The sequence below is a fragment of the Azospirillum sp. VT-I1 genome, assembly GCF_055698305.1.
The window spans coordinates 422,078-442,225 of sequence record NZ_CP168804.1; the positions used below are offsets into that span (position 1 = coordinate 422,078).

Sequence of the window (20,148 nt, forward strand, 5' to 3'; positions counted from 1 at the left end):
TATCCCGAAGATGGTCTGGCGATCCTGCGGTTGTGTCCCGACCCTAGAAAGGGATTTTTCCGGCGGCTCCGCTGCGCTGCGGCAGGGCTGGTCACAACTAAGGAAGGGCTTGGACGGACCATGGCGCACTACCTCATCACCGGCGGCTGCGGTTTCATCGGCTCGCATCTGGCCGACCGGCTGCTGGCCGACGGGCATCGGGTGACGATCCTCGACAACCTGTCGAGCGGCCGGCTGGAAAACAAGCCGGAGGCGGCGAATCTGGTGGTGGGCGACGTGGCCGATCCTGACGCGGTGCGCGAGGCCATGGCCGGCGACCATGGCGAAGGGGTGGACGGCGTCTTCCACCTCGCCGCCGTCGCGTCCGTGCAGAAATCGCGGGAGCTGTGGGCGGAGACCCACCGCACCAACCTGCTGGGCACCGTCACCGTGTTCGAAGCGGCGCGTGACGCCAAGCGCGGCGGCCCGATCCCCGTGGTCTACGCCTCCTCCGCCGCCATCTACGGCGACAACACCAACACGCCGCTGAAGGAGGAGGAGCTTCCGCGTCCGCTGTCGGCCTACGGCGTCGACAAGCTGGGCTGCGAGATGCATGCCCGCGTCGCATGGTCGATCCAGGGGGTGCCGACGGTCGGATTCCGCTTCTTCAACGTCTATGGGCCGCGGCAGGACCCGATGTCGCCCTACAGCGGCGTGATCTCCATCTTCGCCCGCCGGGTGGCGCGCGGCGAGGATGTGGAAATCCACGGCGACGGCCAGCAGGTCCGCGACTTCGTCTTCGTCGGCGACGTGGTGCGCATCCTGGCCCTGGCGATGGAGCGGCGCTTCGCCGGCGCGCAGGTGTTCAACCTCTGCACCGGCCGTGCGACCTCGCTGGTGATGCTGCTGGACGTGCTGCAGGAACTGTGCGGCAGTCAGGTCCGCCGCCGCCATTCGGAACCGCGGGCGGGCGACATCCGCGTGTCGATCGGCGACCCGTCGCTGATGCGCTCCACCTTCGACACGGTCTGTCAGGTCGGCCTTCTCCAGGGGCTGAGCGCGACGTTGACCGGCCGCATGCCTTGAGGCCGGGGGCATTACCGGAGTATGAGGAGGGCTGACTAGCGGTAGGATCAGAGACGTGGAAGCTGGCGTTCGAAGAGACCTGAATCCCCCTCTCCCCCCGGGGAGAGGGACGGGGTGAGGGGATGCGTGGCGGGACTTTTGCAAAAATCCCGTGGTGCGTCCCCCTCACCCTAACCCTCTCCCCGGGGGGAGAGGGGATAATAGGCGGCAGTACTGAGGTGGCCCGCCGCCGTTCCCTGACCCTGCGGGGGCTGTTCATCGTGCTGGCCGTGCTTGCCGCCATTGCGCTGGCGGAGCGGCTGCATATCCTGCCGCCGGGCACGCTCGACGATCTGCTGGGCAACGAGACGCAGCGCCCCCGCCAGCCGCGCAAGCAGGAGACCGCCGAGCCGCCGCCGCCGGTCATTGCGCGCCCGTCCGACCGGATCGACTATGCCGAGGTGACCCGCCAGCTCGACACCATCCGGGTGGAGCCGGAACGGCGCCGCGGCTACGAGCGGTCGGAATGGCCGCACTGGCTGGCGCTGGAGGGCGGCTGCCTGAATGCGCGCGAGAAGGTGCTGATCCGCGACTCGCGGCGCCCGGCGACGCTGGATGCCAAGGGCTGCAGCGTGAAGTCCGGCGACTGGCTCGACCCCTACACCGGGGAGCGCATCACCGATCCCCAGATGGTCGACATCGACCACCGGGTTCCGCTGGAGGAGGCTTATGCCAGCGGCGGCTACGACTGGAGCCGGGAACGGCGCGCCGCCTACGCCAATGACACCAGCGAACCGCTGACCCTGCTGGCATCCAGCCGGGAAGCCAACCGTGCCAAGGGCGCCAAGGGGCCGGAGGACTGGCTGCCGCCCAAGCAAGACGGCATCTGCCTGTATGTCGCCAACTGGATCCTGGTGAAGGCGCGCTGGGAACTGGCCATGGACGAGCGGGAGCGGGTGACCGTCGGCAACATCCTGAACGACTGCCGCGCGTCAGCCGGCGGCCGGCGCTGATCGCTCTGCATTGTTTCGCATACCATCGGTTTCGCGCTACCGTTCTGGCCGGAAACGGGAGGATGCAGTGAGCGAAGGACGTAACGCCCTGTGGCGGGAGAGCGCTGCCGGTCTGGCGGCAAGGCTGGCGCGGCGGGAAGTGTCGGCGCGGGAGGCGGTTGAGGCGCATCTGGCGCGCATCGCGGCGAAAGAGCCGGAGCTGTCCGCCTTCATCACGGTGGCCGCCGACGAGGCGCTGTCCCGTGCCGAGGCGCTGGACGCTGCGCCGGCACCGGTCGGGCCGCTGCATGGGCTGCCGGTGGCGGTGAAGGACCTGACCGACACCGCCGGCATCCGCACCACCTACGGCTCGGCCCTCTATGCCGATCATGTGCCGGCCGCCAGCGACATCGCTGTGGCGCGGATCGAGGCGGCGGGCGGCATCGTCATCGGCAAGACCAACACGCCGGAATTCGGCTTCGGCGCCGTCTGCCGGAACCGGCTGTACGGGCCGACCTGCAATCCCGTCGATCCGGTGCTGACCTCCGGCGGGTCGAGCGGCGGATCGGCGGTGGCGGTGGCCGTCGGCATGGCGCCGCTGGCCCATGGCACCGATTTCGGCGGATCGGTGCGGGTGCCGGCGAGCTTCTGCGGCGTCGCCTCCATCCGGCCGACGCCGGGGCTGATCCCGGCGCCGGGCCGCGCCCTGGGCTGGGACACGCTGGCGACCCACGGCGTGCTGGCGCGCGATACCGAAGACTGCGCGCTGCTGTTGTCGGCGATGGCCGGGAGCGACCTGCGCGACCCGACCTCCCTGTTCGGCGACCGCGACGATGGGACCGAGTCGCGGCTGGGCGCCACCGCCGATTTCGGCGCGGCCATCGTGTCCCGGGCGGTGCGGGACCGCTTCGCCGAGGCGGTCGACCGGCTGGAGCGCGTCGTCGGGCCGGTGGCTCGCCGCCATCCCGACTGCGGCGACGCCATGGCCACCTTCCGGACGCTGCGCGCGGCGCAGACCCGCCACGCCTTCGGGCCGATGCTGGCGAAGCATGGCGCGGACCTGACCGACACCATCCGCTGGAACATCGAGGCCGGCGCCGGCATCGCCGCCGACGCCTATCTGGAGGCGCAGGCCGCCCGCACCGCCCTCTACCGCCGCTTCGTGGCGCTGTTCGAGGACATCGACGTGCTGGCCGCACCGGCCTGCGGCGTGCTGCCCTGGCCGAACGCGGACGGCGAGGTGACGGAGATCGACGGCCGGCCGGTGGAGACCATCCTCGATTATCTCGGCGTCACCGCCATCGTCACGCTGATCGGTTTCCCGGTGCTGACCCTGCCTGTCGGCGGGCCGATGGGCGGGGAAAGGCTGCCCTTCGGCATCCAGCTGATCGGCCGGCCGGGCGAGGAGCGGCGCCTGATCCGCCTGGGCCGCCTGCTGGAGCGGGAGGCGGGATTCGTCCATCACTGGCTTGAAAGCTGAGGAGATGACCGGAATGGCTGGAAGACTGCAGGGCAAGACCGCCATCGTCACCGCCGCGGCGCAGGGCATGGGGCGCGCCACCGCTCTTGCCTTCGCGCAGGAGGGCGCCAGCGTGCTGGCGACCGACATCAACGACGGGCTGCTGGAGGAGTTGGCCGGCACCCCCGGCATCGTCACCCGCCGCCTCGACGTTTGCGATCCCGCGGCGATCCGGGCCTTTGCGGCGGAGGTGCCGGCACCGTCCGTGCTGTTCAACTGCGCCGGCTATGTCCATGCCGGCACCGTGCTGGACTGTGATGAAGATGCCTTCGACTTCTCCGTCACGCTGAATGTCCGCTCGATGTACCGGATGATCCGCGCCTTCCTGCCGGGAATGCTGGAGGCGGGCGGCGGGTCGATCATCAACATGTCGTCGGTCGCCTCCAGCATCATCGGGGCGCCGAACCGCTTCATCTACGGCACAACCAAGGCCGCGGTGATCGGCCTGACCAAGTCGGTCGCCGCCGATTACGTCACCCGCGGCATCCGCGTGAACGCCATCTGTCCGGGCACGGTGGACAGCCCGTCGCTGCATGACCGCATGCGGGCGCTGGGCGATTACGAAACCGCCCGCGCCGCCTTCGTCGCCCGCCAGCCGATGGGCCGTCTCGGCACGGCAGAGGAGGTGGCGAAACTCGCCGTCTATCTGGCGTCGGACGACTCAGCCTTCATGACCGGTCAAGCGGTCGCCATCGACGGCGGCTGGTCCAACACCTGAGCGGCAGGGGGATTGGGGCGCCCGAACGTCACAGCCGCCCCCTCTTCCCCATGCGGCGCATTTATGGTAAATGAGTACCCATGGTAGAGACCCGACGCACCGGTGACCGTTCGAACGAGCCGATCCGCCCCGACTCCGGCGGCGGGCGGGTTCCCGCGGCCGGTGCGCGTGCGCGTGCCGACGGTGTGGTGGCGCAGGGGCGGCAGCGTATCCCGAGCCTGCGCGAACTGGCGGCCCTGGTGGTCAACGGGGTACTGACACTGCCGCGCAACTATCGCCGCGGCATGTTCCTCGACGTTCAGGTGTAGGCGGCCACCTCCGGCCCGAACAGGCGTTCCATCAGGACCGGCGGCAGTTCGTACTGCGGCAGGCACAGGCTGGTGCTGCGGGCGTGCAGCGTGTGCAGGCACAGCCCCTCGGCATCCGGGAAGGTGCCGACGCGGAAGCGCTCGCGCGCCGCCTTCACGAAGGGCGCATCCTCGCAGGCATTGACCGCGGGAAAGCGAACCGCTTCCCAGACCGTGCGGCGGTAGGCGTAGGAGAAGCCGTAGCCGTCCAGATTATCGGGGGAGGGCGGGGTGTCCGGCGCCTCGACATAGCTGCAGCCCTGCCGTCCCCAGCGGTGGTGCGAGCCGCCGCGCGCGGTATCCCAATAGCCGAACCGCCGGTGCGCCGCGCTGTAGAGGAACCAGCCCGACAACTTCACCAGGTCATGGCCCTGCTCCAGCCGGTCCAGCATCCGTTCAACATAGGTCGGCGCGTAGAAATCGTCGTCGTCCATGTGGACGATCACCGATCCCTTGGCATGTTCGGCGAGGATGTTGCGCTTCTCGCCGATCGCATAGCGGCTGGGCGAATAGAAATACTTCAGCCGCGGGTTCGCCAGCGGCTTGAGATAGGCGGACTGGCGCGGGCTGTCGTCGAACACCAGCCACTCGATCTCGGGATGGGTCTGCGCCTTGATGCAGGCATGCAGGCGGGGCAGGAAGTCCTCCCGCTGCCAGGTGGGCGTGACGATGCTGACGAGCGTGGTGGCCGGGGAGGCGGCTGTGGTCATGGTCGATTCTTGCCCCTGCGGGCGCCCTGCGTGTAGACAGGCGGCAGGATAGCACCGTCCGTCGGCCGGTGGTGGTCGCAAGGAAGGAAAGAACGTCCGTGGGAGTGATCGACCGCATCTGGATCGTCTTCGCCGCGCTGAACGGCGCCGTCGCGGTCGCCGCCGGCGCCTATGCCAGCCATGGGCTGGCGGGGCAGCCGCAGGCGCAGGAATGGTTCCGCACCGCCGGGCTGTATCAGATGGGGCACGCGCTGGCGCTGCTGCTGCTGGTGGCGCTGGCCGGCCGGCTGCCCGGGCGGACGGGCGCGCAGCTTGCCCTGCGGGTGGCGGGGTGGCTGTTCTGCGCCGGGATTCTGCTGTTCTGCGGCACGCTCTATGCGCTGGCCACGGTTGGACCGCTGCCGGTGCCGATGACGGCGCCCGCCGGAGGGTGGAGCTTCATGCTTGGATGGGTGGCGCTGGCGGCCGCGGCGCTGCAGGCGCGCGGCTGAGGCTTGCGCCCCTCATTGTGGGGGTGCCGCCCGGCGGGTCAGCCGGTCGCGGCGGCGCGCAGGTCGGAACGGTCGCTGCCGGGATCGTTGGCGGAGGCGCCGTCGCGGCCGTCTTCCGCATCCTCCGCCGGAGTGCAGTAGAGGCCGTGCAGCGTCGTCATGATCGTCTGCGCCTCGTGCCCGTTCAGCGAGTAGTAGATGTTCTGGGCGCTGCGGCGCGTGCGGACCAGATTGTCGTTGCGCAGCCGGGCCAGATGCTGCGACAGCGCCGACTGGCTGAGCCCGACCAGATCCTCAAGCTCGCCCACCGACCGTTCGCCCTGGCTCAGATGGCACAGGATAAGAAGGCGCCGCTCATTGCACATCGCCTTCAGCAGCGCGCTCGCCCGGCGGGCGTTTGCCTGCAAATCCTCGATCTTCATCGCTTTCCCGTTGCCCTGTCCGTTCCGATTCGTTTTGCAACCGGGCTGTCGTTGCGCGGCCCGGCAAAGAAAAATGCTCGTATCCTAGTATATTCGTACCGCACGTGAATTGTCCACCTGTGGGATTCCGTCATCCGGACCCTGACACCGATTGTCACCGTGCCGGCTTGGGCGTCGCCATTACCGCCGGGCACCGCTTTTTTCTCGCATGCCGGAACAATAGTCGGAAGGATCTATCGCCTAACGGTTGCGGGAGCGGCGTCGAGCCTCCGTTTCGCCACAGGCCGGCGACAGTGGTCTGATGACAGTGGTCCGCGGGTGGGATAGCATTCCGCCCATGACCGATCATCCTTTGGATACCAAGGGCTTGCAGTGCCCGCTTCCCGTCCTGCGCGCCCGCAAGGCGATCCGGGCCATCGCCATCGGCGACACCCTGACCGTGGAGGCGACCGATCCCGGCGCCCGCAAGGACTTTCCGGCCTTCTGCGAGGCGACGGGCAACCGCCTGCTGTCGGTGGTGGAGGAGGACGGAATCCTCCGCTTCGTCATCGAACGGACGGCGTGACCACGGCCCGCCTTTGTCAGCGCCCCATCGTTGCCGTCCCCATCGTGTCGTGTCACGGATTGCCCCGCTCCCCGAAAGTGGGCTGTGACGAATCGTCCTGGATTCAGCCTGTACTTTCATTAGCGATCCGGGAAGAATGGTTTTCGGAAACGCTGCGAACGCCGCCCGAAAACCAACGATAACGACCGAAAAATCGATGTTCACCACCCTGTTCACCCACCCGGCGTGCCTGGAGCACGACACGGGTCTCGGTCATCCCGAATGCTCCGACCGCCTGCGCGCCGTTCTCGCCGCGCTGGAAACGGAGGAGTTCCACATGCTGGAACGGCAGGAGGCGCCGCGCGCCACGGTGGAACAGCTCCTGCGCGCGCACCCTCAGTCGCACATCGACCGCGTGCTGTCGCTGATCCCGGAGGTGGAGCATGCCGGCGTCGATGCCGACACGGTCGTCTCGCCCGGATCGGGGGAGGCGGCGCTGCGCGCGGCCGGGGCCGTCTGCGCCGCGGTGGACGCGGTGGCGACAGGCCAGTCGCGCAACGCCTTCTGCGCTGTGCGCCCGCCCGGCCACCATGCGGAGCGGGACAAGGCGATGGGCTTCTGCCTGTTCAACAACGCGGCGGTCGGCGCCTACCATGCCCGCGCCGCGCACGGGTTGCAGCGGGTGGCGGTGATGGATTTCGACGTCCATCACGGCAACGGCACGCAGGACATCCTGCAGCACGACCCGGACATGCTCTATTGCTCCACCCACCAGTCGCCGCTCTATCCCGGTACCGGCGACGCCGGCGAGAAGGGCGAATACGGCAACTGTGTCAATGCGCCGCTGCCGGCCATGGCGGGGTCGCCGGAGTTCCGGCATGCCATGACGCACGTCATCCTGCCGGCCATCGACCATTTCAAGCCGGATCTGCTCATTATCTCCGCCGGATTCGACGCCCATTCGCGCGATCCGCTGGCCGGCCTGCATCTGATCGACGACGATTTCGTCTGGGCCACCCGCAAGCTGGGCGAACTGGCCCGCACCCATTGCGGGGCGCGCATCGTCTCGGTGCTGGAAGGGGGCTACAACCTGCGCGCCCTCGCCTCGGCCAGCGCCGCCCATGTGCGCGAGCTGATGTACTGCTGACATGCGGCTTCCCGGTCGGTCGGGCGCTCCTCTCTTCCGAAAGGAGGAGGGGCAGCCCGAACGCATAGGCCGCACATAGGCCGCAATGGCCGGGGTAACGGGCTGCCTCGGGCCTTGCGCCGGACGTGGGCGGGGCATACCTTCGCGGGCTTGAGGTCCCATCGATGGTTCTGCCCGACATGCCCCCTTCCACGACGTCTTCCGCCCCTGCCTCCGGCGCCGCCATACCACCCGACATCGCCGCCCTCAGCTTCGAGGATGCGCTCGCCGAACTGGAGCGGATCGTCCGCCAGCTCGAGGAAGGGCGCGGCAAGCTCGACGATGCCATCTCCTCCTACGAGCGGGGCACGGCGCTGAAGCGCCATTGCGAGATGAAGCTGCGCGAGGCGCAGGCCAAGATCGACCGCATCACCGTGAGCGCCGACGGCTCCCTCGGCACCGAACCCGCCCGGATCGACTGACGTGCAGACCATTTCCCAGACTGAGTTCAAAGCCGCGCTGGCCGACATCGCCCAGGCGGTCGAGGTCAAGATCAACGCCCTCCTGCCGACCACCGACCTGCCCGAGGCACGGGTGTTCGACGCCATGCGCTATGGCTGCCTGAACGGCGGCAAGCGGCTGCGCCCCTTCCTGGTGATGCAGTCGGCGGCCCTGTTCGGCGTCAATCCCGACTGCGCCATCCGCGCCGCGGCGGCCGTCGAGATGGTCCACAGCTATTCCCTGGTCCATGACGACCTGCCGGCCATGGACGACGGCGAGCTGCGGCGCGGCCGTCCGACCTGCCACCGCCAGTTCGACGAGGCGACCGCCATCCTGGCCGGCGACGGGCTGCTGACCTTCGCCTTCGAGGTGCTGGCCGATCCGGCAACGCATGAGGACCCCAACATCCGCTGCCAGCTGGTGACGGCGCTGGCCAAGGCGTCCGGCGGCCACGGCATGGTCGGCGGCCAGATGCTGGACCTGATCGCCGAGCATGAGACCTTCGACCTCGGCACCACCACCCGGCTGCAGCGCATGAAGACCGGCGAGATGATCGCCTTCTCCTGCGAGGCCGGCGGCATCCTGGGCAAGGCCAACCCGCCGCAGCGCACGGCGCTGCGCGCCTACGCCCACGACCTCGGCCTCGCCTTCCAGATCGTCGACGACCTGCTGGACGTCGAGGGCACCGCGGAGGAGACCGGCAAGACGGTCGGCCGCGACGCCCAGGCCGGCAAGGCGACCTTCGTGTCGATCCTTGGCCGCGACCGTGCCCGTGCCCAGGCTGAAATCCTCGCCAATCAGGCGTCGCAGCACTTGGACATTTTCGATGGGCGTGCCGATATGTTGAAGGCGGTCGCCGACTTCGTCGTCGCGCGCCGCGCCTGACCAGAGCTTGAGGACCATCACGACGTGACCTCCACCAAGACTCCGCTGCTCGACCTTTGTCCGACGCCAGCCAAGCTGCGGGCCCTGAAGCCCGAGCAGCTCCGCCAGTTCGCAGACGAGTTGCGCACCGAGACGGTGGATGCCGTCTCGGTGACCGGCGGCCATCTCGGCGCCGGGCTGGGCGTGGTGGAGCTGACGGTGGCGCTCCATTATGTGTTCGACACGCCTTATGACCGGCTGATCTGGGACGTTGGGCACCAGTGCTACCCGCACAAGATCCTGACCGGCCGGCGCGACCGCATCCGCACGCTGCGCATGGGCGGGGGCCTCAGCGGCTTCACCAAGAGGTCGGAGAGCGAATACGACCCGTTCGGCGCCGGCCACAGCTCCACCTCCATCTCCGCCGGTCTCGGCATGGCCGTCGCCAGCAAGATGAAGGGGGAACAGCGCAACGTCATCGCCGTGATCGGCGACGGCTCGATGAGCGCCGGCATGGCGTATGAGGCGATGAACAACGCCGCCTCCACCAAGTCGCGGCTGATCGTCATCCTCAACGACAACGACATGTCCATCGCCCCGCCGGTGGGCGCGATGAGCGCCTACCTGTCGCGGCTGATCTCCTCCAAGCCGTACCTGTCCTTGCGCCATCTGGCGAAGGAGATCGCCGACCAGCTGCCGCGTCCGCTGCGCAATGCCGCCCGCCGGGCGGAGGAATATGCCCGCGGCATGGTCACCGGCGGCACCCTGTTCGAGGAACTGGGCTTCTACTACATCGGTCCGATCGACGGCCATAACCTGGACCATCTGCTGCCGGTTCTGCAGAATGTCCGCGACGCCGACGACGACAAGCCGGTGCTGATCCATGTCGTCACCAAGAAGGGCAAGGGCTACGCCCCGGCGGAGGCGTCGGCGGACAAGCTGCACGCCGTCGCCAAGTTCGACGTGGTGACCGGCACCCAGTCCAAGCCGAAGTCCAACGCCCCGACCTACACCCGCGTCTTCGCCCAGAGCCTGATGGCGGAGGCGGCGGCCGATCCGACCATCGTCGGCATCACCGCCGCCATGCCGTCGGGCACCGGGCTGGACCTGTTCGGGGAGCGCTTCCCCGACCGCTGCTTCGACGTCGGCATCGCCGAGCAGCATGCGGTGACCTTCGCCGCCGGCATGGCGACGGAAGGGTTCAAGCCCTTCTGCGCCATCTATTCCACCTTCCTGCAGCGCGCCTACGACCAGGTCATCCATGACGTGGTGCTGCAGCATCTGCCCGTGCGCTTCGCGCTGGACCGCGCCGGTCTGGTGGGGGCGGACGGGGCGACCCATGCTGGGTCCTTCGACACATCCTATCTCGGCTGCCTGCCCGACATCGTGCTGATGGCGGCGGCGGACGAGCTGGAGCTGATGCACATGGTAGCGACCCAGGCGGCCATCGACGACCGTGCGTCGGCCCTGCGCTATCCGCGCGGCGAGGGGGTGGGGCTGGAACTGCCCGACCGCGGCAGCATCCTGCCGATCGGCAAGGGCCGCATCCTGCAGGAAGGCACCAAGATCGCCATCCTCAGCTACGGCACCCGGCTGGGCGAGGCCCGGCGCGCGGCGTCGGAGCTGGCGGCGCGCGGCCTGTCGACCACGCTGGCCGACGCCCGCTTCGCCAAGCCGCTGGACGAGGATCTGGTCCGCCGCCTCGCGCTGGAGCATGAGGTGCTGATCACCATCGAGGAAGGGTCGGTCGGCGGTTTCGGCAGCTTCGTGCTGCAGTTCCTGGCGACCTCCGGCCTGCTGGACGGCGGCCTGAAGATCCGCCCGATGGTCCTGCCCGATCTCTATCTCGACCATGACCAGCCGGCCAAACAGTATGAGACCGCCGGCCTGACCGCCCAGCACATCGTCCGCACTGCGCTGCAGGCGCTGGGCATCGAGAGCGCTGCGGCACGGGCCTGACCTGCCGTCCGTTCAGGGCCATCCGAATGTCGTAATGCCATTTGTCTAGCGACCTTTCGGGTTGTTGGACTGGTGCCGAGCGCGAGCGACGCCTTACACTGCAAAGGCTGGAATGGTAGCTCATCTGTAACGGTGGATGCGCCGGCGGCACATGGGACGGCTACGGGGTCAGGGGCGATGGCGCACATCATGGCGGTCACGGCGTACCGGAACGCGGAGTTCGGGACGGATCCCGGCGCGGGGCGGGCGGCGGAAGCCGGTGGCTCATGCATCGACGACCCGGCGCTTCTGCGCTGCCTGCTGGACCAGACGCCGACCCCCACCGCCCTGCTGGAGGGGGAGGGCGACCGCTGCAGCTTCGCCAATGCCGCCTTCCGCGCGCTGGGCGTGGTCGCCGGCTCCGGCCTGACGGAGAGCTTCCCCGCCCTGTCGCCGGCTTTGCTGGCGGACGCGCGCCACAGCGGCCGGCCGCAGCGCAGCCGGGCCGCGGGCGACCGCGCACCGGACGGCGAACGGTTCTGGGATGTGCGCGTCACCCCGATGCTGGGACTGAACGGCGTCGTCCGCGCCCTGATCGTCACGGCGGAGGAAACGCCGGAATCCGCCGCGGAGCATGACCGGCGCCTGCGCGACGTCAGCCACCGGCTGAAGAACACGCTGCAGCTCGTCTCCAGCCTGCTGACCCTGCAGACGCTGTCGAGCAAGGATCCCGAAGTTCGCCGTGCCCTGCAGAGTGCCGGCAGCCGCGTCGGCATCGTCACCCAGGCCCACCAGCGCACCCACGGCGCCCTGCGTGCCGGCACCGTCGACATGGCACCGCATCTGCGCGAACTCTGCCAGGAGCTGGAGGCGACGCTTCCCGGCGCCCACCGCATCCAGGTCACCGCGGAGGCGACGGAGATGCCGGTGGATTCGATCATCCCCTTCAGCCTGATCGTCAACGAACTGGTCGGCAACGCCGCCCGCCATGCCTTCCCGGCCGGCGCGCCCGGCACCATCGACGTGTGGCTCGGCCGCGACGGGGCAGGCGGCCTCCGGCTGGAGGTCAGCGACCGCGGCACCGGCCTGCCGGCCGGACTGGACGTCACCCGCGCGAGCACGCTGGGGCTGAAGGTGGTGCGCGCCTTCGTGGGGCAGCTGCGCGGCAAGCTGTCGGCGGACAGCAGCCCCTACGGCACCCGCATGTCCGTCGAATTCCCGGCGATTTGACGACAGGCCGCCCTCGGGCTTGCCCTTCCGTCCGTTCCGCGTCAGGAATGCGCCGACACGGGGACGAGAGGGACTGACTTCATGGCACGGGTACGGGCGGACGTGGCGCTGGTCGAGCGCGGGCTGGCGGAAAGCCGTGCCAAGGCGCAGGCGCTGATCCTGGCCGGGCTGGTCTATTCCGACACCAAACGCATCGACAAGGCCGGCGACCTGATCGCGGCGGAAGCCCCGCTGGCGGTCAAGGGACAGGACCATCCCTGGGTGTCGCGCGGCGGGCTGAAGCTGGTGAAGGGGCTGGACGTCTTCGCCATCGATCCGGCCGGGCTTACCGCGGTCGATGTCGGCGCCTCCACCGGCGGCTTCACCGACGTGCTGCTGACCCGCGGCGCCGCCAAGGTCTATGCCGTCGATGTGGGGCACGGGCAGCTGGCCTGGAAGCTGCGCAACGATCCCCGCGTGGCGGTGCTGGAGAAGACCAACGCCCGCCATCTGACCACGGCCGAAATCCCCGATCCGATCGACCTCGTGGTGTGCGACGCCAGCTTCATCGGGCTGGAAATCGTGCTGCCGGCGGCGCTGGACCTCGTGGTGCACGGAGGACGGCTGGTCGCCCTCATCAAGCCGCAGTTCGAGGTCGGCAAGGGCCGCGTCGGCAAGGGCGGGGTGGTGCGCGAACCGGAACTGCACCGGGAGGTCTGCGACCGCATCCGCGGCTGGCTGGACGCGCGGCCGGGCTGGCGCGTGCTGGACATCACGGAAAGCCCCATCACCGGGCCTGAAGGCAACAAGGAGTTCCTGATCGGCGCGGTGAAGGACCGGGACCTGCCCTGCGAAAGCCCCGCAGCCACATCTGCGCTGTAGATGGTGGCGGCGGCTATGCGGACGACTTGCCGTCGAGGCGGTCCAGTATTTCCTGTGCCTGCGCAAGCAGCGAGTCGCGCGCGGCGCACAGTCGTTCAAGGGCTGTCTGCGACTGCGTGATCGTCCATCTGGCGTGGTAGATCTGCTGATCGAGCGCATCGATGTCCTTCTCGATGTACATCAGCCATTCGCGATCGCTCTGTATTTCGCGGTCGTTCATGATCGGGCCTCCCTTTCGCTTTGTCTTGTCCGGCTGTGGGTGTGTCCTCCCGAAGTCAGGATGTCCTGATTGGCGCGAGGCGGCCCGGCCAGCAATGGCGGGCCGCCTCCGGCAATGGCCGTCCATGTCACTGCGACATGCCGGCGCGAACCGTCACTGCCGCGGCCGGGCCAGGTCGAAGCGGTCGGCGTTCATGACCTTCGTCCAGGCGGCGACGAAGTCCTTCGCGAACTTCTCGTGCGATCGCTGCATGCATAGACCTCAGCAAAGGCCCGCAGCTGCGAATGCGATCCGAAGATCAGGTCGACGCGGGTGGCCGTCCACCTCGACTGGCCGGTCTTGCGGTCCCTCCCTTCATAGATGCCCTCCGCGTTCGGCGGCTGCCACTCCGTGTCCATGTCGAGCAGGTTGACGAAGAAGTCGTTGGTCAGCGTCTCCGGCCGGTCGGTCAGGACGCCGTGCCTGGAGCTGCCGGCATTGGCACCGAGCACGCGCAGCCCGCCGAGGAGAACCGTCATCTCCGGCCCGGTCAGCCGCAGCAGCGCCGCCCGGTCCACCAGCGCCTCCTCCGGGATCATGAACTGCCGCTTGCTGCTGTGGAGATAGTTGCGGAAGCCGTCGGCCCTCGGTTCGAGCGCGGCGAAGGAGTCGACGTCGGTCTGGTCCTGCGACGCATCCATGCGTCCCGGCGAGAACGGGACCTGCAGGGTCAGGCCGGCGTCCTGCGCCGCCTTCTCGATGGCCGCGCCCCCGGCAAGGACGATCAGGTCGGCGAGGGAAATCCGCTTGCCGCCGCCGGCCGACGCGTTGAAGTCGGTCTGAATGGCTTCGAGCGCCTGCAGAACCGTCTGCAGCTGCGCCGGCTCGTTCACCTCCCAGTCCTTCTGCGGGGCGAGGCGGATGCGCGCCCCGTTGGCGCCGCCGCGCTTGTCGGAGCCGCGGAAGGTGGAGGCGGAAGCCCAGGCCGTCGAGACCAGCTGCGACACCGAAAGGCCGGAGGAGAGGATGCGTGCCTTCAGCGCGGCGATATCCGCGTCGTCGACCGTCGGGTGATCCAGCGGCGGAATCGGATCCTGCCAGATCAGCGTCTCCTTCGGAACGAGCGGACCGAGATAGCGCACCGTCGGCCCCATGTCGCGGTGGGTCAGCTTGAACCAGGCGCGGGCGAAGGCATCCGCGAATTGATCGGGATTCTCGTAAAACCGCCGGGAGATCTTCTCGTAGATCGGATCGAAGCGCAGAGACAGGTCGGTGGTCAGCATCGTGGGGAGGCGCTTCGCCGAACCGGGGCAGGGGCCGGGGATCGAAGGCTCCGCATCCTTCGCCTGCCATTGCCATGCGCCGGCCGGGCTCTTGGTCAGTTCCCATTCGAACTTGAAGAGGTTGTCGAAGAAGTGGTTGCTCCATTTCGTCGGCGTCTGGGACCAGATGACCTCCGGGCCGCCGGTGATCGCATCGACTCCGAAGCCGGTGCCGTGCTTGGACTTCCAGCCGAGGCCCTGGTCCTCCAGCGCGCCGGCTTCCGGTTCCGGACCCATGAAGGACGGATCGCCGGCGCCGTGCGTCTTGCCGAAGGTGTGGCCGCCGGCGATCAGCGCGACGGTCTCCTCGTCATTCATCGCCATGCGGTAGAAGGTTTCGCGGATGTCCTTGGCCGCCGCCAGCGGGTCCGGATTGCCGTTCGGCCCTTCCGGATTGACGTAGATGAGTCCCATCTGCACCGCGCCCAGCGGGTCGGCAAGCTGGCGTTCGCCGCTGTAGCGCTCGTCGCCGAGCCAGCTTCCCTCCGGACCCCAGAACAGCTCCTCCGGTTCCCACGCGTCCACCCGGCCGCCGGCGAAGCCGAAGGTCTTGAACCCCATCGATTCCAGGGCGACGTTGCCGGCCAGGACCATCAGGTCGGCCCAGGACAGCTTGCGTCCGTATTTCTGCTTGATCGGCCAGAGCAGGCGGCGCGCCTTGTCGAGATTGGCGTTGTCCGGCCATGAGTTGAGCGGTGCGAAGCGCTGCTGGCCGGTGCCGGCGCCGCCGCGCCCGTCGGTGATGCGGTATGTGCCGGCGCTGTGCCACGCCATGCGGATCATCAGCCCGCCGTAATGACCGAAGTCGGCAGGCCACCAGTCCTTGGAGTCCGTCATGACGCCGTGCAGATCCCGGATTACCGCGTCGAGGTCGAGGGACTGGAATTCCTTGGCATAGTCGAACTCTTTGCCCATCGGGTCGGACAAGGCCGAGTTGCGATGAAGCATCTCGATATCCAGGGCGTTCGGCCACCAGTCGCGGTTCCTGCGGCCGCGGCTTCCGCCGCTGAACGGACATTTGCCTGCGCTCTCGTCGATCCTTGTGTCCATCGTTTCCTCCTGCAACGCTTATGGTTCACGGGGCGGCAACAGATGATCGGCATATCAAACTGTATGTTCATCCATCAATCAGGTACAGTGGTCTTTGTTGATGGCCGCGATAAGGTAAGCTTATGATCCCCGGCTCGGTGACTCTCCGGCAGCTCCGCTATTTCGACGCGCTGGCGCATCACGCCCATTTCGGACGCGCCGCCGCCGCCTGCGCCGTGTCGCAGCCGGCATTGTCGATGCAGATCAAGGAGCTGGAGGAGGCCCTTGGGGCTTCGCTTGTAGAACGGGGCAGCAGGGGCATCCGGCTGACGCCCTTTGGACAGGAGGCGTCCCTGCGCGTCCGCGACATCCTGCGCTCGGTCGATCAGCTGGGGGAGCTTGCGCAGCTGTCACGGAACCGGATTAGCGGCCGGCTGCGCATCGGCATGATCCCCACCATCGCCCCCTATCTGCTGCCGGCGGTGATCGCGACCGTCACGCGCGAGCATCCCCATGTGGAGATCGAGGTGCGCGAGGCGCTGACGTCGAGGTTGATCGAGGAGCTGGCGGACGGGCGGCTGGATACCGCCATCGCCGCCCTGCCGGTGTTCGAACCGTCGCTGAGCGAAGCGGTTCTGTTCACGGAGAGCTTCCTGCTGGTCCGGCCGGCCGAGGATGCAGGCAAGCCGGTGCCCAGCGGCGAGATGCTGCGCGATATGCGGCTTCTGCTGCTGGAGGAGGGGCACTGCTTCCGCAATCAGGCCCTGTCCTTCTGCAACATGCCGTCCTCCTCGCCGCGCAAGGCGCTGGAGGCGAACTCCTTCTCCACGCTCGTCCAGATGGTCAGGGCCGGGATGGGCGTGACGCTGGTCCCGGAGATGGCCGTCGCCGTTGAGGCCGGCTCCGGATCGGTGTCCGTCGCCCGCTTCGATGGCCCGCAGCCCTCCCGGACCATCGGCATGATCTGGCGCAAGACGAACCCGCTGGCCGCCCAGTTCCTGCAGCTGGCGGACCTTTTGCGGAAGGAGCGAGGCGATGCGGGCGCCGCGGCAGGGTCGCGGCGCCCGTCGGCGGTCAGTCGAAGCTGAAGCCCTGGTCCTTCATGTAGATGTTCTTCACCTTGCACCAGTCTACGCTGAACTTCTCCGACTCATAGCCGACCCAGTCCACCTTGAACGGAACGACGCAGTTGCCTTCGTTGCTGCCCCAGTCCATCTCGGCGGATTCGCCGGGCTTCAGCTTGAAGTCGATCCAGTTCTTGCTCCACACACCGCCTTCGAAGGTGCGGAAGCCGTTGATGACGTATTCCGACGACTTGTTGTGGAGATTGAACTTGTAGGTGTCCGCGGCCTGGGCGGAAACCGATGCCCCGGCCAGGGCGGCGAAAACGGCGAGAAAAGCAAATCTGCGCACGATCGACCTCGTCTAGGATAGGCCCGCCCTCAAGAGCGGCAATCCTTATGCTGACAAAGCAATAATACCGATGGAAGAGGGTATAAGACCTTCGGGGCGACACGCTGCCCTGTCGCCAGTTGCCCTCCGGACCGCTGCGCTTATGATTGCCGGCAATGACCGCCTGGACGGTCTTCAAGACGAAGGGTTCGGGATATGAATGACGCAACGGCGGGCTGGATCGAACTCCAGGCCGCGGACGGCCACCGGCTGCGCGCTTATCGGGCGCCGGCCAGAGGCGAGGAGATCGGGCGCCTGATCGTGGCGCCGGAGATCTTCGGCATCAACCACCATATCCGCAGCGTGTGCGACGGCTTCGCCCAGCAGGGTTTCACCGCCGTGGCGCCCGACCTGTTCGACCGGGCCGAACGCGGGGTGGAGCTGCCCTATGACGATGCCGGCATCCAGCGCGGCATCGCGCTGAAGGGCGCGGTTTCGACCGCCGACGCGCTGCAGGACGTCGCGGCGGCGCTGGCCCATCTGGGCGGAGACGGGGCCGCGGCCATCGTCGGCTATTGCTGGGGCGGCAGCATCGCCTGGGCGTCGGCGGCGGCCCTGCCGCTGCGCGCCGCCATCGGCTATTACGGCGGCGACATCGGCAAGACGCTGGACAGCGCCCCGCGGGTGCCGACCCTGCTGCATTTCGGCGACCAGGACCACGCCATCCCGCTGTCGGTGGCGGAGGGGGTGCGGTCGCGCTATCCGTGGCTGCCGGTGCATGTCTATCCGGCCGGCCATGGCTTCAACTGCGACGAGCGGGGGAGCTTCCATCCGGAAAGTGCCGTGCTGGCGCTTCGCCGGACCGTGGGGCTGCTGCGGGCCGTGTTCTGACGGACGCCCGTCCGGCCTGCGGGTCCTTCCGCCGCCCCAGCCGCACCGGCCAGCGGCGGAAGGCCAGCAGCCCGGCGCAGATCAGCGCATAGACCAGCGGCGCCGTCTGCCAGCCCTTCACCAGCATGATGAAGTGCAGGCAGCCGGCCAGCCCGGCGATGAAAACGCCTTTGTGCAGGGCGCGCCAGCGCTTGCCGCCCAGCCGCTTCACCATCCCGTCGGTGGAGGTGGCGGCCAGCGCCGTCAGGATCAGGAAAGCACCCATGCCGACGGTGATGTAGGGCCGCTTGACGATGTCCTTCCAGATCGCCGCCCAGTCGAAGAACTGGTCCAGCCCGACATAGGTGGACAGGTGGACGGCGGCGTAGAAGAAGGCGAACAGTCCCAGCATCCGGCGGAAGCGCGCCAGCCCTGCCACACCCGTCAGCATGCGCAGCGGCGTCAGCGCCAGGGCGATCAGCAGGAAGCGCAGGGCCCACAGCCCGCTCGCCTTGACGCTTTCCAGCACCGGCTCCGCCCCCAGCTCGCCGGTATAGGCGAGCCAGACGGTCCAGACCAGCGGGACGAGGCAGAGGGTGAAGACGGCGGGCTTGGCCCAGCGCGAGGCGAGTGCGGCGTTGGCGGCGGCGCGCAGATCGACGCCGCCGGCTGCTGCTGTAGGGTCGGCCATGGTCAGTAATTCGCCTTCAGGTCCATCCCGGCATAGAGCGACGCGACCTCCTCGCCATAGCCATTGAAAGGCAGGGTCTTGCGGCGGGAGAATTCGCCGACGCGGCGTTCGGTCGCCTGGCTCCAGCGCGGATGATCGACCTCAGGGTTGACGTTGGAATAGAAGCCGTACTCACGCGGCTGCGACTTGTTCCAGGCGGTCGGCGGCTGGTCCTTGACCAGCGTGATCTTGACGATCGACTTGATCGACTTGAAGCCGTACTTCCACGGCACCACCAGCCGGACCGGCGCGCCGTTCTGGTTGGGCAGAACCTCCCCATACATGCCGACGGCGAGCATGGTCAGCGGGTGCATCGCCTCGTCAAGCCGCAGCCCCTCGGTATAGGGCCAGTCCAGCACCCAGGAACGCAGGCCCGGCATCTGCTTGGGATCGTTCAGGGTCTGGAAGGCGACGTATTTGGCGTTGCCGGTCGGTTCCACCCGTTTCAGCAGTTCGGCCAGGGAGAAGCCGACCCAGGGGATGACCATCGACCAGCCCTCGACGCAGCGCAGGCGATAGATGCGCTCCTCCATCGGGAATTTCAGCAGATCTTCGATGCCGATGGTCATCGGCTTGGCGACCTCGCCGCCGATGGCGATTTCCCACGGGCGGGTCTTCAGCGTGCCGGCATTCTCGGCGGGATCGCCCTTGCCGGTGCCGAATTCGTAGAAGTTGTTGTAGGTGGTGGCCGACTTCATCGGCGTCGTCGGGTCGAACTTCGGGTCGGCCGGCTTGATCGTGGTCGGCACCTGGAAGGACGCGGCGAAGGCGTTGCCGCTCCACGCCGGCAGGCTGCCCAGCGCCATCGCGGCGGCACCGCCGGCCATCAGGCTGCGGCGGGTGAGAAACAGTTCCCGCGGAGTCACCTCGTCCTCGCGGGCCTGCGAGGCGGCGGGGAATTTGAACAGCATCGACCCTCTCCCGAACGGACCATTCCTGCCAGTAACCATAGGGCTGCGGCAGGCTGCCGGCAAATCACGGACTCTACACGATTGCGTGAGCGGGTCGAAATCGTGGCGTCAGCGGCGGCCGAGCGGGATCACGATGGCGGGGCCGCCGAAGCTGCCGCCGCGCGCCACCCGACGCATCGGGAAAGGCAGCACGTCCGCCGCCGGCCGGGGCGGGCTCAACGCCGGCAGTCCGGCGAAGGAATGGGCCAGGACGGCGCCGCTGTTGCAGGCACGCATCCAGGAAAGCATGCAGTACATCGATGCCTGCATGGAAATCGTCCAGAGAATCATGGTCAAGCCCTGGGCTGTGACGACGGTCTGTTTGGTCTTGCCCCACGGGAGGTGGCCG

The 20,148-nt window shown here is 68.2% G+C and carries 22 protein-coding genes and 1 pseudogene; 15 read left to right on the plus strand and 8 right to left on the minus strand.

Annotated features, from left to right (window positions below; genetic code table 11):
• Positions 1-120: 120 nt before the first annotated feature.
• The 5 genes from AB8P05_RS24195 (at position 121) to AB8P05_RS24215 (ending at position 4,581) form a co-directional block, all read left to right on the plus strand.
• The gene (locus tag AB8P05_RS24195) at positions 121-1,065 is read left to right on the plus strand and encodes an SDR family NAD(P)-dependent oxidoreductase (RefSeq protein WP_472760736.1); all 945 of its coding nucleotides are present in this window, start codon (positions 121-123) and stop codon (positions 1,063-1,065) included.
• Between the two features lie 218 nt (positions 1,066-1,283).
• The gene (locus AB8P05_RS24200) at positions 1,284-2,057 is read left to right on the plus strand and encodes an HNH endonuclease family protein (protein ID WP_472760737.1); all 774 of its coding nucleotides are present in this window, start codon (positions 1,284-1,286) and stop codon (positions 2,055-2,057) included.
• A 67-nt stretch (positions 2,058-2,124) separates the two neighbouring features.
• Positions 2,125-3,516, plus strand: coding sequence for an amidase (locus tag AB8P05_RS24205; RefSeq protein WP_472760738.1), 1,392 nt, complete (start codon positions 2,125-2,127; stop codon positions 3,514-3,516).
• 13 nt (positions 3,517-3,529) lie between these two features.
• Positions 3,530-4,273, plus strand: a complete 744-nt coding sequence (locus tag AB8P05_RS24210) for an SDR family oxidoreductase (RefSeq protein WP_455174871.1) — start codon at positions 3,530-3,532, stop codon at positions 4,271-4,273.
• A gap of 80 nt (positions 4,274-4,353) precedes the next feature.
• Positions 4,354-4,581, plus strand: coding sequence for a hypothetical protein (locus tag AB8P05_RS24215; RefSeq protein ID WP_455174872.1), 228 nt, complete (start codon positions 4,354-4,356; stop codon positions 4,579-4,581).
• Here AB8P05_RS24215 and AB8P05_RS24220 read toward each other — a convergent pair.
• A complete protein-coding gene (locus AB8P05_RS24220; protein WP_472760739.1) occupies positions 4,572-5,330 on the minus strand; it encodes a glycosyltransferase family 2 protein in 759 nt (252 codons plus the stop codon). The genes AB8P05_RS24215 and AB8P05_RS24220 overlap by 10 nt on opposite strands.
• A 98-nt stretch (positions 5,331-5,428) precedes the next feature.
• Between AB8P05_RS24220 and AB8P05_RS24225 the strand changes: the two genes are divergently transcribed.
• Positions 5,429-5,821, plus strand: coding sequence for a DUF423 domain-containing protein (locus tag AB8P05_RS24225; RefSeq protein ID WP_472760740.1), 393 nt, complete (start codon positions 5,429-5,431; stop codon positions 5,819-5,821).
• Positions 5,822-5,859: 38 nt separating this feature from the next.
• On the opposite strand, the gene AB8P05_RS24230 is transcribed toward AB8P05_RS24225, so the two are convergent.
• Complete coding sequence (locus AB8P05_RS24230) at positions 5,860-6,243, minus strand: ArsR/SmtB family transcription factor (RefSeq protein ID WP_455174875.1); 384 nt, start codon at positions 6,241-6,243, stop codon at positions 5,860-5,862.
• A gap of 337 nt (positions 6,244-6,580) precedes the next feature.
• Here AB8P05_RS24230 and AB8P05_RS24235 point away from each other — a divergent pair, with 337 nt between their 5' ends.
• From AB8P05_RS24235 to AB8P05_RS24265, 7 genes are all read left to right on the plus strand, one after another.
• Positions 6,581-6,808 carry a sulfurtransferase TusA family protein gene (locus AB8P05_RS24235; protein WP_472760741.1) on the plus strand — a complete coding sequence of 76 codons (228 nt, stop codon included), beginning with the start codon at positions 6,581-6,583 and terminating at the stop codon, positions 6,806-6,808.
• 196 nt (positions 6,809-7,004) lie between these two features.
• The gene (locus AB8P05_RS24240; RefSeq protein ID WP_472760742.1) at positions 7,005-7,934 is read left to right on the plus strand and encodes a histone deacetylase family protein; all 930 of its coding nucleotides are present in this window, start codon (positions 7,005-7,007) and stop codon (positions 7,932-7,934) included.
• 164 nt (positions 7,935-8,098) lie between these two features.
• A complete protein-coding gene (locus tag AB8P05_RS24245; protein ID WP_472760743.1) occupies positions 8,099-8,395 on the plus strand; it encodes an exodeoxyribonuclease VII small subunit in 297 nt (98 codons plus the stop codon).
• A 1-nt stretch (position 8,396) separates the two neighbouring features.
• A complete protein-coding gene (locus AB8P05_RS24250) occupies positions 8,397-9,299 on the plus strand; it encodes a polyprenyl synthetase family protein (protein ID WP_472760744.1) in 903 nt (300 codons plus the stop codon).
• Positions 9,300-9,323: 24 nt separating this feature from the next.
• Complete coding sequence (gene dxs, locus AB8P05_RS24255; protein WP_472760745.1) at positions 9,324-11,237, plus strand: 1-deoxy-D-xylulose-5-phosphate synthase; 1,914 nt, start codon at positions 9,324-9,326, stop codon at positions 11,235-11,237.
• 189 nt (positions 11,238-11,426) lie between these two features.
• Positions 11,427-12,446: a sensor histidine kinase gene (locus AB8P05_RS24260; protein ID WP_472760746.1), complete on the plus strand. Its 1,020-nt coding sequence runs from the start codon at positions 11,427-11,429 to the stop codon at positions 12,444-12,446.
• 81 nt (positions 12,447-12,527) lie between these two features.
• Positions 12,528-13,307 carry a TlyA family RNA methyltransferase gene (locus AB8P05_RS24265; protein ID WP_472760747.1) on the plus strand — a complete coding sequence of 260 codons (780 nt, stop codon included), beginning with the start codon at positions 12,528-12,530 and terminating at the stop codon, positions 13,305-13,307.
• A gap of 13 nt (positions 13,308-13,320) precedes the next feature.
• On the opposite strand, the gene AB8P05_RS24270 is transcribed toward AB8P05_RS24265, so the two are convergent.
• Positions 13,321-13,527: a hypothetical protein gene (locus AB8P05_RS24270; protein ID WP_472760748.1), complete on the minus strand. Its 207-nt coding sequence runs from the start codon at positions 13,525-13,527 to the stop codon at positions 13,321-13,323.
• 153 nt (positions 13,528-13,680) lie between these two features.
• Positions 13,681-15,878 (minus strand): annotated as a pseudogene (gene katG / locus AB8P05_RS24275) (catalase/peroxidase HPI).
• Between the two features lie 122 nt (positions 15,879-16,000).
• Between katG and AB8P05_RS24280 the strand changes: the two are divergent.
• On the plus strand, positions 16,001-16,945 hold the full coding sequence (locus AB8P05_RS24280) for a LysR substrate-binding domain-containing protein (protein ID WP_472760749.1): 945 nt from the start codon (positions 16,001-16,003) through the stop codon (positions 16,943-16,945).
• Here the strand turns inward: AB8P05_RS24280 and AB8P05_RS24285 are convergent.
• Positions 16,932-17,270 carry a hypothetical protein gene (locus tag AB8P05_RS24285; protein WP_472760750.1) on the minus strand — a complete coding sequence of 113 codons (339 nt, stop codon included), beginning with the start codon at positions 17,268-17,270 and terminating at the stop codon, positions 16,932-16,934. The two genes, AB8P05_RS24280 and AB8P05_RS24285, sit on opposite strands and share 14 nt — an antisense overlap.
• A 195-nt stretch (positions 17,271-17,465) precedes the next feature.
• Here AB8P05_RS24285 and AB8P05_RS24290 point away from each other — a divergent pair, with 195 nt between their 5' ends.
• Complete coding sequence (locus tag AB8P05_RS24290) at positions 17,466-18,140, plus strand: dienelactone hydrolase family protein (protein ID WP_472760751.1); 675 nt, start codon at positions 17,466-17,468, stop codon at positions 18,138-18,140.
• On the opposite strand, the gene AB8P05_RS24295 is transcribed toward AB8P05_RS24290, so the two are convergent.
• From AB8P05_RS24295 to AB8P05_RS24305, 3 genes are all read right to left on the minus strand, one after another.
• Positions 18,052-18,810: a protein-methionine-sulfoxide reductase heme-binding subunit MsrQ gene (locus tag AB8P05_RS24295; RefSeq protein ID WP_472760752.1), complete on the minus strand. Its 759-nt coding sequence runs from the start codon at positions 18,808-18,810 to the stop codon at positions 18,052-18,054. The two genes, AB8P05_RS24290 and AB8P05_RS24295, sit on opposite strands and share 89 nt — an antisense overlap.
• A 2-nt stretch (positions 18,811-18,812) precedes the next feature.
• The gene (gene msrP / locus AB8P05_RS24300) at positions 18,813-19,760 is read right to left on the minus strand and encodes a protein-methionine-sulfoxide reductase catalytic subunit MsrP (RefSeq protein ID WP_472760753.1); all 948 of its coding nucleotides are present in this window, start codon (positions 19,758-19,760) and stop codon (positions 18,813-18,815) included.
• A 108-nt stretch (positions 19,761-19,868) separates the two neighbouring features.
• The gene (locus AB8P05_RS24305) at positions 19,869-20,069 is read right to left on the minus strand and encodes a hypothetical protein (RefSeq protein WP_472760754.1); all 201 of its coding nucleotides are present in this window, start codon (positions 20,067-20,069) and stop codon (positions 19,869-19,871) included.
• Positions 20,070-20,148 lie beyond the last annotated feature (79 nt).